This is a genomic window from Streptomyces malaysiensis subsp. samsunensis, from assembly GCF_024519315.1.
In the GTDB taxonomy this organism is placed as follows: Bacteria; Actinomycetota; Actinomycetes; order Streptomycetales; family Streptomycetaceae; genus Streptomyces; species Streptomyces malaysiensis.
In genome coordinates this window covers 59,434-71,698 of record NZ_JANIIC010000044.1, presented here as the reverse complement: position 1 = coordinate 71,698, position 12,265 = coordinate 59,434, and the positions used below count along the sequence as shown (strand labels likewise).

The 12,265-nt window shown below is 72.1% G+C and carries 12 protein-coding genes; 7 read left to right on the top strand and 5 right to left on the bottom strand.

Translation table 11 applies throughout. The features are described from left to right. Window positions 1-187 precede the first annotated feature (187 nt). The 3 genes from NQU54_RS31465 (at window position 188) to NQU54_RS31455 (ending at window position 3,391) form a co-directional block, all read left to right on the top strand. Complete coding sequence (locus NQU54_RS31465; protein ID WP_257633989.1) at window positions 188-1,945, top strand: S1C family serine protease; 1,758 nt, start codon at window positions 188-190, stop codon at window positions 1,943-1,945. Window positions 1,946-2,142: 197 nt separating this feature from the next. Beyond that, the gene (locus tag NQU54_RS31460) at window positions 2,143-2,613 is read left to right on the top strand and encodes a sec-independent translocase (protein WP_372506099.1); all 471 of its coding nucleotides are present in this window, start codon (window positions 2,143-2,145) and stop codon (window positions 2,611-2,613) included. 118 nt (window positions 2,614-2,731) lie between these two features. Continuing rightward, window positions 2,732-3,391 (top strand): hypothetical protein, encoded by a 660-nt coding sequence (locus NQU54_RS31455; protein WP_257633987.1) that lies wholly within the window; start codon window positions 2,732-2,734, stop codon window positions 3,389-3,391. A gap of 73 nt (window positions 3,392-3,464) precedes the next feature. Here NQU54_RS31455 and NQU54_RS31450 read toward each other — a convergent pair whose 3' ends face one another. Genes NQU54_RS31450 through NQU54_RS31440 form a run of 3 tightly spaced genes read right to left on the bottom strand, consistent with a single transcriptional unit; the run spans window position 3,465 to window position 6,464 of the window. Further along, window positions 3,465-4,619: an Mrp/NBP35 family ATP-binding protein gene (locus tag NQU54_RS31450; protein ID WP_257633986.1), complete on the bottom strand. Its 1,155-nt coding sequence runs from the start codon at window positions 4,617-4,619 to the stop codon at window positions 3,465-3,467. Window positions 4,620-4,660: 41 nt separating this feature from the next. Then, window positions 4,661-5,191, bottom strand: a complete 531-nt coding sequence (locus tag NQU54_RS31445) for a DUF1003 domain-containing protein (RefSeq protein ID WP_257633985.1) — start codon at window positions 5,189-5,191, stop codon at window positions 4,661-4,663. Then, window positions 5,181-6,464: a magnesium transporter MgtE N-terminal domain-containing protein gene (locus tag NQU54_RS31440; RefSeq protein WP_257633984.1), complete on the bottom strand. Its 1,284-nt coding sequence runs from the start codon at window positions 6,462-6,464 to the stop codon at window positions 5,181-5,183. Before NQU54_RS31440 ends, NQU54_RS31445 begins: the two co-directional genes overlap by 11 nt. Before the next feature lie 187 nt (window positions 6,465-6,651). On the opposite strand from NQU54_RS31440, the gene NQU54_RS31435 reads away from it, so the two are divergent. Further along, the gene (locus NQU54_RS31435; protein ID WP_257633983.1) at window positions 6,652-7,398 is read left to right on the top strand and encodes a hypothetical protein; all 747 of its coding nucleotides are present in this window, start codon (window positions 6,652-6,654) and stop codon (window positions 7,396-7,398) included. A 151-nt stretch (window positions 7,399-7,549) separates the two neighbouring features. On the opposite strand, the gene NQU54_RS31430 is transcribed toward NQU54_RS31435, so the two are convergent. After that, entirely contained in the window at window positions 7,550-8,095 is a 546-nt protein-coding gene (locus NQU54_RS31430) for a hypothetical protein (protein WP_257633982.1), read from the bottom strand. A gap of 42 nt (window positions 8,096-8,137) precedes the next feature. On the opposite strand from NQU54_RS31430, the gene NQU54_RS31425 reads away from it, so the two are divergent. Next, window positions 8,138-9,151 (top strand): DMT family transporter, encoded by a 1,014-nt coding sequence (locus tag NQU54_RS31425; protein ID WP_306279252.1) that lies wholly within the window; start codon window positions 8,138-8,140, stop codon window positions 9,149-9,151. A gap of 51 nt (window positions 9,152-9,202) precedes the next feature. Here the strand turns inward: NQU54_RS31425 and NQU54_RS31420 are convergent, their stop codons facing one another. Then, the gene (locus tag NQU54_RS31420; RefSeq protein WP_257633980.1) at window positions 9,203-10,303 is read right to left on the bottom strand and encodes a magnesium and cobalt transport protein CorA; all 1,101 of its coding nucleotides are present in this window, start codon (window positions 10,301-10,303) and stop codon (window positions 9,203-9,205) included. A 449-nt stretch (window positions 10,304-10,752) separates the two neighbouring features. On the opposite strand from NQU54_RS31420, the gene NQU54_RS31415 reads away from it, so the two are divergent. Then, on the top strand, window positions 10,753-11,358 hold the full coding sequence (locus NQU54_RS31415) for a suppressor of fused domain protein (RefSeq protein ID WP_257633979.1): 606 nt from the start codon (window positions 10,753-10,755) through the stop codon (window positions 11,356-11,358). Window positions 11,359-11,492: 134 nt separating this feature from the next. Beyond that, window positions 11,493-12,134, top strand: a complete 642-nt coding sequence (locus NQU54_RS31410; protein ID WP_069864300.1) for a DUF6758 family protein — start codon at window positions 11,493-11,495, stop codon at window positions 12,132-12,134. Window positions 12,135-12,265 lie beyond the last annotated feature (131 nt).

Below are 12,265 nucleotides of genomic sequence, written 5' to 3'. Positions count from 1 at the left end.
ACCGGGGGCACCTCCCAGCGGTGGCTGGGGGCGAGCCGAAGGGGCGCGTCGCTGTCGTAAGGGAAAGCGCGCGGAGGGCCCGGGAACGAGGGCCCGAGCACGGTCGACCGTCGACAGGGGGCACCTCCCAGCGGTAGCTGGGGGAGGCTGAAGCGCCCCGGAGGCGAACCCTCAGTAAAGGGAGATCATGGACGAGCCGAAGGCCCCTGGGCCGAAGCCGAAGTGGTGGAGCCGCCCGGCCGCCGAGAAGCGTACGGAGGCGGCCGCCGACCAGGCGCCGCCGGAGCCGGTGGACGCCCCCAGGGAGGAGCGGGTCCCCGAGGAACGGGCGCCCCGGCCGTTGCACGAGCCCGATCCGTACAGCACCCCGCCCTACGGCGACCCCGGGCCCTGGGCCCCGGCCCCGCCCGTTCAGCACCCGGTGGCGACCCCCGCCCAGGGCACGCATGTCCCGCCCGGGATGGCCCAGGCGCCGCCCCAGGCGCCGCCTCAGGCGCCCGGGATGACCCCGCCCCACGGCACCACCCTGCCGCCCGCCGCGGGGCCCGTACCGGGGCAGAGCGCGCCCCCGCCGATGCCGCACCCCGGGATGACCCCGCCCCACGGCACCACCCTGCCGCCCGCCGCGGGGCCCGTACCGGGGCAGAGCGCGCCCCCGCCGATGCCGCACCCCGGGATGACCCCGCCGCACGGCACACAGGTTCCTCCGGTGACCGGAGAGCCCCATCAGGGCCACCAGCCCCCGATGGCCGCCCGGACCGCCCCCACCACCCAGTGGGGTGGCTACGACCCCTGGACCGTGGCCGCCCCGCCGCCCGCCGAGCGGAAGACGGTCTCCCGCCGCGGCGCCTGGCTCGCCGTACTGCTGATCGCCCTGGTCGCGGGGTGCATCGGCGGCGGTATCGGCGCCTACGCGGAGCGGGACAGCGTCTCCGGGGGCGTCGATGTGAAGCTCCCGCAGGCCCCGGTGGAGAAGGAGGCCAGATCCCCGGGCAGCGTCGCCGGGATCGCCGCCCGCTCGCTGCCCGGTGTGGTGACCATCCATGTGCGCGGCAGCTCGGAGGAGGGCACCGGCACCGGCTTCGTCCTCGACAAGCAGGGCCACATCCTCACCAACAACCACGTCGTCCAGCCCGCGGGCACGGACGGCGACATATCGGTGACGTTCAACAGCGGCCAGGACGCCGACGCCAAGGTCATCGGCCGTGACACCGGATACGACCTGGCGGTGATCAAGGTCGACCGCGTCTCCGGGCTCACCCCGCTGCCGCTGGGCAACTCCGACTCCGTGGCCGTCGGCGACCCCGTCGTGGCCATCGGCGCCCCCTTCGACCTGGCGGGCACGGTGACCGCCGGGATCATCAGTGCCAAGGAGCGCCCCATCACGGCGGGCGGTGAGAAGGAGGACGGCAGCGACGTCAGCTATGTGGACGCGTTGCAGACCGACGCCCCGATCAACCCGGGTAACTCCGGTGGCCCCCTGGTCGACCGCAAGGGGCGGGTCATCGGGATCAACAGCGCGATCCGGGCGGCCGACGAGGGTTCGGGCCTCGGCGGCGGCCAGGGCGGCAGCATCGGCCTGGGCTTCGCCATCCCGATCAACCAGGGCAAGCGGGTCGCCGAGGAGCTGATCAACACCGGGAAGGCCACCCATCCGGTGATCGGCGTCACCCTCGACATGGGCTATACGGGCGACGGCGCCCGGGTGAACACCGAGGGCGCCGGCGGCGGCGCGCCGGTCACCTCGGGCGGCCCCGGGGACAAGGCGGGGATCGTACCAGGTGATGTGATCACGGAGGTGGACGGCGTCCGGGTGCACAGCGGACAGGAGCTGATCGTGAAGATCCGCAGCCACCGCCCCGGGGACCGGCTCCGGCTCTCCGTCGAGCGCGACGGCAAGGAGCGCGCCGCGGAGCTGACCCTGGGCTCGGCCGGCAGCGGCTGATCCGGCGGCGGCCGATCCGGCGGCTGAGTCGGTGCGCCGCTCGAGCCGTCACCGGCTGATCCGCCGCCCACTCGGGCGGTGCCGACTCAGGCCGCCGACCCCCGTTGTTGGCCGGGCGTCTCCCCTGCCGACCCCGCCGCCAGGTACGGTGTTGAGTGGCCCAGGCCGGGGCCCCAGACGTCTTGAGGAGCTGCAAGGTGTTGGACATAGGACCTCTCGAGCTTGTCGCGCTCGTTGTCCTTGCGGTGCTCGTCTTCGGCCCGGACAAGCTCCCGAAGGTGATTCGGGATGTGACGCATTTCATCCGGAAGATCCGGGAGTTCTCCGACAGCGCCAAAGAGGACATCCGTTCCGAGCTGGGGCCGGAGTTCAAGGACTTCGAGTTCGAGGACCTCAACCCCAAGACGTTCGTGCGCAAGCACGTGCTGGACTCCGATGAGCTCGGCCTGAAGGAGATCCGTAACGGCTTCGACCTCCGCAAGGAGATGGCGGAGGTCGCCGACGCGGTGCACGGCCGGGAGAGTGATCCGCAACAGGGCTCTTCAGGGGCTTCCGGCACCACCCCGCCATCCCTCTCGAAGGGCGACTCCAACACGCCTGACCTGCTTCGCAAGCGTGAGGAGCCGCAGCGCGACGAGCGTCCGCCTTTCGACTCCGACGCCACTTGATCCCCCCGTATGCCCGGCCTGGTTGACCCGTATGGCTATCCTCCCTTTGTCCGGGGTGAGGGTCGCCCGAGGGGGGCGGGCCGCCCACGACGCAGGGCAACGAGGAGGCCGCGCACACATGGAGACCACGGGTCGGCTAGGGGAACGAGGGGTGGCGGCGACCGCGCAGGGGCTGCCCGCCGACGCCCGGCGGAGTGTCGACGGCTATCTGATGGCCGCCTTCCCCTGGTACGGGCTTGACGAGGCGTTCACCGGCCCCCGCTGGCTGATGCAGGTGGGTGCGGCCGCCGACGGCATCGTCGAGTACGGCTCGACCGGTCATGGCGAGGAGCCGTCGCTGCGCGTCGAGACCGACATGGATCAGCAGCGCTTCACGGTGGTCGTCACCGTTGCCAGCCGCCCCGGGCGGGACAGCGCCGACGGCACCGGCAAGCTGGAGGCCACCTCGGTCTCCTCGGCCGCCTGGCTGGCCGGCTCCGGTCTGTTGTCGTGCACCTGGCCGACCCGGATGGAGCGGGCGCTGCGCCAGGACTGGCTGGACCAGCAGACCGCGATCGCCTGGGAGCTGGCGGACGACCTGGCGGGCGAGAACTGGTCGCAGCTGTCGCTCCCGGTGGACGGGGTGCCGACCGACTTCCACTACCGCGAGTCGGAGTACGGCTGGGTGCTGGCCGGTACGGCGGGCGAGGACGTGCACATCGGCGCGTACGGGCGCGGGATGAGCGCCTACGGTCTGGGCTTCGCGGTGGTCAAGGACATCAACCGCTACGACGGGTAGTGCGTACGCCTATGGCTCGGGGGCGGTTTCCGCGGGAAACCGCCCCCGAGCCATAGGCCGTGGCCGAGCTCGCTCAGAACTTGTTGCGCGGGGTGACGCCCAGCGACATGCCCGCCAGGCCGCGCTGACGTCCGCCGATCTTGCCCGCGATCGCCTTGAGCGCGCTGCCCGCCGGGGAGTCGGGGTCGGTCAGCACGACCGGCTTCCCCTCGTCGCCGCCCTCGCGCAGCCGTACGTCGATCGGGATGGCGCCCAGCACCGGCACCGTCGTGCCGGTGGTCCGGCTGAGCCCGTCGGCGACCATCTGGCCACCGCCGGTGCCGAAGACGTCGACCATCTCGTCGCAGTGCGGGCAGGGCAGCCCGGACATGTTCTCCACCACGCCGACGATCTTCTGATGGGTCTGGACGGCGATCGCACCGGCCCGCTCGGCGACCTCGGCGGCGGCCTGCTGCGGTGTGGTCACCACCAGGATCTCGGCGTTGGGGACCAGCTGGGCGACGGAGATCGCGATATCTCCGGTGCCCGGGGGGAGGTCGAGCAGCAGCACATCGAGGTCGCCCCAGTAGACATCGGCCAGGAACTGCTGGAGCGCGCGGTGCAGCATCGGCCCGCGCCAGACCACCGGGGCGTTCCCCGGGGTGAACATCCCGATCGAGATCACCTTCACACCGTTCGCCGACGGCGGCATGATCATGTTCTCGACCTGGGTGGGACGGCCGTCCGCGCCCAGCATGCGGGGCACCGAGTGGCCGTAGATGTCGGCGTCCACCACGCCGACCTTCAGCCCGTCCGCGGCCATCGCGGCGGCCAGGTTGACCGTCACCGAGGACTTGCCGACCCCGCCCTTGCCGGAGGCCACCGCGTAGACCCGGGTCAGCGAGCCGGGCTTGGCGAAGGGCACCTCGCGCTCGGCCTGGCCGCCGCGGAGCGAGGCGGCCAGCTCACGCCGCTGCTCGTCGCTCATCACCTCGAGGTCGACCATGACACCGGTCACACCCTCGACCCCGGCGACCGCCGTCCGCACGCTGCTGGTGATCGTGTCCCGCATCGGACAGCCGGAGACCGTGAGGTAGACCACCACGGCGACCGAGCCATCCGCCGCGATCTCGACGGATTTGACCATGCCGAGGTCGGTGATCGGCTTGTGGATCTCCGGGTCGTTGACCGTCGCGAGCGCGGCGCGCACCGCGTCTTCGCTCGGCGCTGGGAGGGTGTCGGTAGCCATACGAAGATGGTACGGCGCCGTGGGTGGGGTGCGGACGGCCGTCAGCGGTCGCGTTCCTCACCCGGCCGGGGTTCGCCGTGGCCGATCGGCCGCGCGGCGGGCCGCCCGCCGTCCGGCTCCCGGCGCAGGTCCGCCAGCTGGTCGCGGAGCCAGTCGCGGGTAGCGACCTCGCCCAGGCCCGTCCGCAGCGCCGCGATCTCCCGGGTGAGGAATTCGGTGTCGGCGATGGACCGTTCGTTCTGCTTGCGGTCCTGTTCGAGGTTGACGCGGTCGCGGTCGGCCTGCCGGTACTGGGCCAGCAGGATCAGCGGGGCGGAGTAGGACGCCTGGAGCGAGAGCATCAGCGTCAGGAAGATGAACGGGAAGGGGTCGAACCGCAGCCGCGCCGGCGCCAGGGTGTTCCAGATCAGCCATACGGCGACGAAGACCGTCATCCAGGCGATGAACCGGCCGGTGCCCAGGAACCGCGCGATCCGCTCCGACGCCTTGCCGAACGCCTCGGGGTCCCAGCGCGGCAGCGGGCTGCGGCGCCGCTCCTTGGGCCGGTCCAGACGGCCGCGCTCACCGTCCATCCGCGGCCTCCGGCAGGGCCATCCCGGCGTGCAGCTCGCGCTCCCGCCAGTCGGACGGCAGCATGTGGTCCAGGACGTCGTCGACCGTCACCGCGCCGAGCAGGGAGCCGGTCTCGTCCACGACGGGCGCCGCGAGCAGGTTGTAGGTGGCCAGATGGCCGGCGACGACGGGCAGCGGGGTATCCGGCGGCAGCGTCGGCAGATCGGCGTCCACGGACGCGCCGACCAGGGTGAACGGCGCGTCGCGCAGCAGCCGTTGGAAGTGGATGGTGCCCAGATAGCGGCCGGTGGGCGTCTGGTCGGGCGGGCGGCACACATAGACCTGGGCGGCGAGCGCGGGGGTCAGGTCCTGGTCGCGCACCCGGGCGAGCGCGTCCGCGACGGTGGCGTCCGGGCGCAGCACGATCGGCTCGGTCGTCATCAGACCGCCCGCCGACCCCTCCTCGTACGACATCAGCCGCCGCATGTCCGCCGCGTCGCGCGGGCGCATCAGGGCCAGCAGCCGCTCCTTGTCGGGCTCGGGGAGCTCGGAGAGCAGATCCGCCGCGTCATCGGGGTCCATGGCCTCCAGGACGTCCGCCGCGCGCTCCTCCTTGAGCTTGCCGAGAATCTCCACCTGGTCGTCGTCGGGCAGCTCCTCCAGGACGTCCGCGAGCCGCTCGTCGTCCAGGGCCGCCGCCACCTCGCCCCGGCGCTTGGAGGACAGATGGTGCAGCACATTGGCCAGGTCGGCGGGGCGCAGCTGCTCGAAGGTGGCCAGCAGGTTCTCCGCGCCCTGCCCCTGCTCCTCCAGCGAGAAGCCGGTGACCGCCGACCAGTCCACGGTCAGCGCCTCGCCGCGGCGGCGCAGTGCGCGGGGCCTGCCGCGGCGTACGAAGACCTTGTCGATCTCCCACTCCCGGCGCTGGGGCAGCTGGGTCATCGCCACGTCCAGGACCGTCACCGGCTCGCCGGTCTCGACCAGCCGCACCGTGCGGTCCAGGAGTTCGCCGAGGACCAGGGTCTCGGTGGGGCGCTGTTCGAAGCGGCGCATGTTGAGCACACCGGTGGTGATGACCTGTCCGGACTCCACACCGGTCACGCGGGTCATGGGGAGGAAGATCCGGCGGCGGCCGATCACCTCGACCACCAGGCCGAGCAGCCGCGGCGGGCGGCCGGCCAGCCGCAGCATCGCCACGACATCGCGCACCCGCCCCACTTGGTCGCCGTTCGGGTCGAAGACGGCGACGCCCGCGAGATGCGAGACGAAGACCCGGGGGTTGCCTGCCGGCATGCCCTGCCTCCCCTCGTATGTGGGGTTTTGTGGGCATTCAAGGTAATGATCCGCTCTTCACCGGGTTCAGGCTAACGTGCCCGCACCTGCCCTGCCGCCGGGCGAGGGCGGTACGGCACCCTGCGGACACGGCGGGGCGGCACCGGTACGCTGCCCTACTGCACCGGCATCAGGAGGCAGAGCGGACGTGCGCACCTGGAACAGGGCGGTCGTTGCGGCGATGTGCGCGGGGTTGGCCGCCACGCTCGCCGCGTGTGGCGGAGGCGGGGAGAAAGACCCCGACGCGGGGACGAACGGCGTGGGAAAGCTCCCCGCCACGAAGATCGAGAGCAGAGCCCGTCAGGCGGCCGTCAGCGCGAATTCGGTGCGGCTCTCCGGCACTCTCGTCACCAAGGGAGCCACCTACAAGCTGGACATGCGGCTCAACGCCGACGGCGGCACGGGCCAGGTCTCCACCAAGGGCTCCAGCTTCGAGCTGTTGCGGGTCGACAAGGAGCTCTACCTGAAGGCCGACGCGGGCTTCTGGTCGCACGACGGCGAGAGCGGCGGAGGCGGTGGTGCGGAGCACGCGGCCGGCAAGCTGGACAACAAGTATGTGAAGGTCCCCTCCGGTGACCCCTCCTACCAGCGGCTCAGCGGTTTCACCGATATGAAGCTGCTGCTCGACGGGTTGCTCGGCCTGCACGGCAAGATCGCCACGGGGGACCACGGCCAGGTGGACGGCGTACGGACGATCCGCATCAGCGTCGGCACGTCCGGGGACGGCGGCGCGCTCGATGTCTCCCTGGAGGGCCGGCCGTATCCGCTGCGGCTCCAGCGGGCGGGCGGCGCGGGGGTGATCCGGCTCGCGCACTGGAACGACAGCTTCAAGATCACCGCCCCGGAGAAGGGTCATGTGCTCGACTACGGGCAGCAGATTCCGGAGACGCCGTAGCCGCGAGGGCGTCCGTAAGGGGCCGAAGGGCGCGTCCTCCGGGGGCGCGCCCGGACAGCTGAGGCGCGTCCTTACGGGCATCGGGCAGCTCTGAGGCGCTCCCTACGGGCGTTCGGACAGCCAGGACGCGTCCTTACGAACGTTCAGATGGTCAGGACGCGTCCTTACGGGCGCCACGGGCGCGCTTCTTGCGGCGGACGAGGAGCTTGGGGAGCGCCGCCGGGATCGGGCGGCGCGTGATCGCCGGGGACGGCGGCGGGGCCGCCGCCAGGGAGCCGGTGGGCTGCTCGGCGAGCGCCCCGGCCGTGGGCTCCAGCCGCAGCACCCGGCATTCGCGCGCCCAGCGCTCCGGGATGCGGTCGGCGTCCGCCGCGTTCAGCCGCTTGCCCTTGAGCTCGTCGACCGCCGCGGTCCACGCCTCGCCGCCCGGGGCCAGCTCGACCACCCGCGCGGGCCAGCTGACCAGCCGCCCGCCCTTGTCCTTGCTGCGCACGGTCACCGTGGCGCTTCCGCCGTCGGCCAGCCCGAGGCCCTGGAGGGGCTGCTCCCCGGGCCCGTCCCCGACGAGACAGACCGCGCCCTCGTGCCAGATGTGCCACAGGGCGCGCGTGGCGCCTTCGGTGCCCTGGACCCAGATGAGGGCGGACTTCTTGGCCGCCTCCTCGACAAGGGCACGGTCCATCGGCGTCTGCGTCATGCCGACAGCCTAGGCCAGTCACACACCGTCCCAGCCCGTGAAATGTCAGTTCCGTCGCATGGTCATGCGCCTTACCCTGGCGGCGTGCCCACCGCCCGTGCCGCCCGCACCCCAGCCCGCAACGCCACCCCCGACGTACCCGGTGACGGTGGCCGTCTCCACGGTGGTGTCCCCGCGGACATCGCGCTCCTTACGGTCGCCATCGCGGGTGTCTCGCTCTCCGCGCCGCTGGCCGCCGCGACGGCGGCGCCCGCGCTCGCCATCGCCTTCTGGCGCAACGCCATGGCGGTGGGCGCGCTCACCCCGCTCGCGCTGTGGCGCCACCGGGGCGAGCTGCGCGGGATGGGCCGCCGGACGGCGCTGCTGTCGGCCGGGGCGGGCGCGCTGCTCGCGGTGCACTTCGGGGCCTGGCTGCCGAGCCTGCACATGACCTCCGTCGCCTCCTCGACCGCGCTGGTGACCACGACCCCCATCTGGACGGCGCTGCTGCTGCGGCTGCGCGGCCACCGCCCGCCCACGCTCGCCTGGCTGGGCATGGGGCTTGCGATCCTCGGTGTGGTGATCCTCACCGGGGTCGATCTGTCCGCGTCGCCGCGCGCCCTGCTGGGCGACGCCCTCGCGCTGCTGGGCGGGGTGGCGGCGGCCGGTTACGTCCTGCTCGGCGCGGAGGTGCGCCGTTCGGTGAGCACCACCGCGTACGCCTACGTCTGCTACGCCACCACCAGCGTGCTCCTGCTGCTGACCTGCCTGGTGGCGGGCGCGCAGCTCGGCGGCTACGGCGGCACCACCTGGCTGCGGCTGGCCGTGCTGACGGTCACCGCGCAACTGCTGGGGCACACCCTCATCAACCGGGTGGTCAAGGGCCTCGGCCCCTCCGTCACCTCGACCGCGATCCTGCTGGAGACGCCGGGGGCGGCCCTGATCGCGGCCCTGTGGCTGGGCCAGATGCCGCCCGTGGCCGCCTATCCGGCGCTCGCGGTGATCCTCGGCGGGCTCGCGCTGGTCATCATGGTGGACGGGAAGAACCCCTCGCCCTCGGGCGAACCCGGCCGGTGAGAGGCCCTTTCGCGCGCCCGGTAAGGGGCCCGTCCGTCCGCGGGGGCGGTCTTACAGCCAGCCGTTGCGCTTGAAGCCGCGATGGATCGCGAAGCAGATGCCCACGGTGACGACGAGCACGGTCGGGTAGCCGAACTTCCAGCGCAGCTCGGGCATGTAGTCGAAGTTCATGCCGTAGATCCCCGCGATCATCGTGGGCACGGCGAAGATCGCCGCCCAGGACGTGATCTTCCGCATGTCCTCGTTCTGCGCGACCGTCGCCTGCGCCAGATTGGCCTGGAGGATCGAGTTCAGCAGGTCGTCGAAGGCCAGCACCTGCTCGTTGACCCGCGCCAGATGGTCCGCGACATCCCGGAAGTACTTCTGGATGTCCGGGTCCACCAGCCGCATCGGACGCTCGCTCAGCAGCTGCATCGGCCGCAGCAGCGGTGAGACGGCCCGCTTGAACTCCAGGACCTCGCGCTTGAGCTGGTAGATCCGGCCCGCGTCGCCGCCCCGCCGGGAGGTCGCGGCCGAGAAGACGTCGATCTCGACCTCGTCGATGTCGTCCTGGACCGCGTCGGCGACCGCCAGATAGCCGTCCACGACCTGGTCGGCGATGGCGTGCAGCACCGCCGAGGGGCCCTTGGTGAGCAGCTCCGGGTCCTGCTGGAGCCGGTGGCGCAGGGCGCGCAGCGAGCCCTGGCCGCCGTGCCGCACGGTCACGATGAAGTTCCGGCCGGTGAAGCACATCACCTCACCGGTCTCCACCACCTCGCTGGTCGAGGTGAGTTCGGCGTGCTCCACGTAGTGGATGGTCTTGAAGACGGTGAAGAGGGTCTCGTCGTACCGCTCCAGCTTGGGTCGCTGATGGGCCTGCACGGCGTCCTCGACGGCCAGCGGGTGCAGCCCGAACTCCTGGGCGATCCCCGCGAACTCGCGCTCGGTGGGCTCGTGCAGCCCGATCCAGGCGAACCCGCCCTCCTGGCGGACCCGCTCCATGGCCTTCGCCGGGCTCACATGGTCACTGACCCGCTTGCCGTCCCGGTAGACCGCGCAGTCGACCACGGCGCTGGTGACCGACGGGTCACGCGTGGCGTCGTAGTCGCTGGCGGTACGGGAACGGCGCAGGGCGGGGCGGACGGCTGCGCGCAGGTCACGGATCATCGACATGACGGGCTCCTTCACGGGCCGGCCGTCAGCGGCGGGCGCGCGGCGCAGCGCTGCGCCCGGAAGGTGGACGTACGACATCCGATGCCCGTACGTCCGCAAAGCGGGCGGCGCTCCGTGCGATGGCACTGACGGCAGTTCATGGAACTTGAACAAAGCGGTACGAAGGCGCTCTACCGTCAGATGCCCTGGATGCGAGTTGGCTTCGCGTGTTTCACCGCCGGTGGGCGGGGTACGGAAGGCTTCAGATCATGCGGTCGCATACCAAGGGGAAACGACGGGAGAACTGTCGGTACTGCACGGTCGACTAGGATCCACCGCAGCCCCACCTCCTCCGGCCGGTCCCCCGTGAGGGACGACGTGTAACTCCCTGGGCAAGGGTTAAGGCTATCAGTCGGCAGAACCGTTACGTCCCCGCTTTGCCTGTTCGATACGCGATCTATGCTCACCGCATGTCAGACGTTCTTCAGCTGGTCGAGGCCCGGTTGATCACCGTGCTGGGCGAGCCGGACGCCCGCGCCGCCGTCACCTTCGTCGGTACGGACCGCATCGAGGTGCTGCGATTCCGGGACGACAGCGATGTGATCCGCTACGCCACCCTCGGCATGTCGGCCCATCCGATGACCAGCCCGACCGCCGCCGTCGCCGACCCCCTGCACGGGCCGCGCGCCGAGCTGGTGCTGACCGTACGGGCCGGCGGCCGCGGCCCCGACCTCTCCGTCCTCGACGAGGTGCTCCGGCCGCTCGCCGTACTGGCCGCCTCGCCCCAGGTCGAGGGGGTCGTGGTGACCCCCGGCGCGTCGCTGGACCTCGGCGGGCCGCTGTGGCCCGGGGCGCCCTACACCACCGTCCTGGTCGCCGAACCGGGCGGCCTGGTCGAGGACTTGGAGCTGCTCGAGCCCATGGAGCCGGTGCGCTTCCTGCCGCTGCTGCCGATGACCGCGAACGAGGCGGCGTGGAAGCGGGTGCACGGCGCCGGCGCCCTCCAGGACCGCTGGCTGCGGCACGGTACGGATCTGCGCGACCCGGTGCGCTCCGGGGTGCCGCTGACGGGCTGAGACCCGTATGTCCGCGGGGAGGACCCGCCGGGCCCGCAAGAGCCGGGCACCGGTGGGGAACTCTTGCGGGAAGTGACCTCCGGACGGGTGATCGTCCTTGACGCGACGACGACCGGGGAGGACCGTGGGGCCCTATGAGGGGCGAACCCAGTTGCCCGAAGTGCGGTGGCCGGGTGCGAGCGCCCGGTCTCTTCGCCGACTCCTGGCAGTGCGGAGTGCATGGCACGGTGCACCCCCTCCAGCCGGTCGTTCCGCCGAGCGTCGAAGCACTCGTGGTGGTCACCAACCGCGCCCGGGTGCCCGTATGGATGCCGTGGCCGCTGCCCGTGGGCTGGCTGTTCACGGGGGTGGCCTGCGCCGGGGACGACCGCAGCGGCGGCCGCGCCACCGCCGTTGCCTGTTCCGGCCCGGGGCCGCTGGGCGGCGTGGGGGAGCTGCTGCTGATCGCCGAGGAGCTGGGCGTCGGGCTCGGCGCGCGCTTCGCGGGCATCCCGGGGCCCGACCCGGGGCCGGGGATGCGGGTGGACAAGCCGCCGCACGTCAAGGTGTTGGCCGCCGGGCGGCCCACCCCGCTGTGGCATGTCGAGGGCACCCCGGACGACCGCGCGGTCTTCGCGGGCGAGGCGTGCGGGCTGTGGCTGTGGGCGGTCGTCTGGCCCGAGCAGACCGGGCTGCTGATGTACGACGAGATGGTGCTCACCGATCTGCGGGACGCGGGCGCCGAGGTCGACCTGGTGCCCTGCGGGGCGCTCTCACCGAGGCTGCTCACGCCCTGAGCCCTTTTCGCCGTCGGCGTTTCACCGTTGGAGCTCAGCCGCCGGTGTTCTGGCACTGGGAGTTCCGCCGCTGCCGGTGGCTGATGCGCGGGCCCGGGGGCGCTGACACCGGCCTGTCCGGGCGTGGTTAT

What these genes read in the sequence shown, in the direction of transcription:
- NQU54_RS31420 (WP_257633980.1), bottom strand. Translation starts at nt 10,303, where the DNA reads ATGTCGATGATCCGTGACCTGCGCGCAGCCGTCCGCCCCGCCCTGCGC.
- NQU54_RS31455 (WP_257633987.1), top strand. Translation starts at nt 2,732, where the DNA reads ATGGAGACCACGGGTCGGCTAGGGGAACGAGGGGTGGCGGCGACCGCG.
- NQU54_RS31430 (WP_257633982.1), bottom strand. Translation starts at nt 8,095, where the DNA reads ATGACGCAGACGCCGATGGACCGTGCCCTTGTCGAGGAGGCGGCCAAG.
- NQU54_RS31410 (WP_069864300.1), top strand. Translation starts at nt 11,493, where the DNA reads ATGAGGGGCGAACCCAGTTGCCCGAAGTGCGGTGGCCGGGTGCGAGCG.
- NQU54_RS31465 (WP_257633989.1), top strand. Translation starts at nt 188, where the DNA reads ATGGACGAGCCGAAGGCCCCTGGGCCGAAGCCGAAGTGGTGGAGCCGC.
- NQU54_RS31440 (WP_257633984.1), bottom strand. Translation starts at nt 6,464, where the DNA reads ATGCCGGCAGGCAACCCCCGGGTCTTCGTCTCGCATCTCGCGGGCGTC.
- NQU54_RS31450 (WP_257633986.1), bottom strand. Translation starts at nt 4,619, where the DNA reads ATGGCTACCGACACCCTCCCAGCGCCGAGCGAAGACGCGGTGCGCGCC.
- NQU54_RS31445 (WP_257633985.1), bottom strand. Translation starts at nt 5,191, where the DNA reads ATGGACGGTGAGCGCGGCCGTCTGGACCGGCCCAAGGAGCGGCGCCGC.
- NQU54_RS31415 (WP_257633979.1), top strand. Translation starts at nt 10,753, where the DNA reads ATGTCAGACGTTCTTCAGCTGGTCGAGGCCCGGTTGATCACCGTGCTG.
- NQU54_RS31425 (WP_306279252.1), top strand. Translation starts at nt 8,138, where the DNA reads ATGTCAGTTCCGTCGCATGGTCATGCGCCTTACCCTGGCGGCGTGCCC.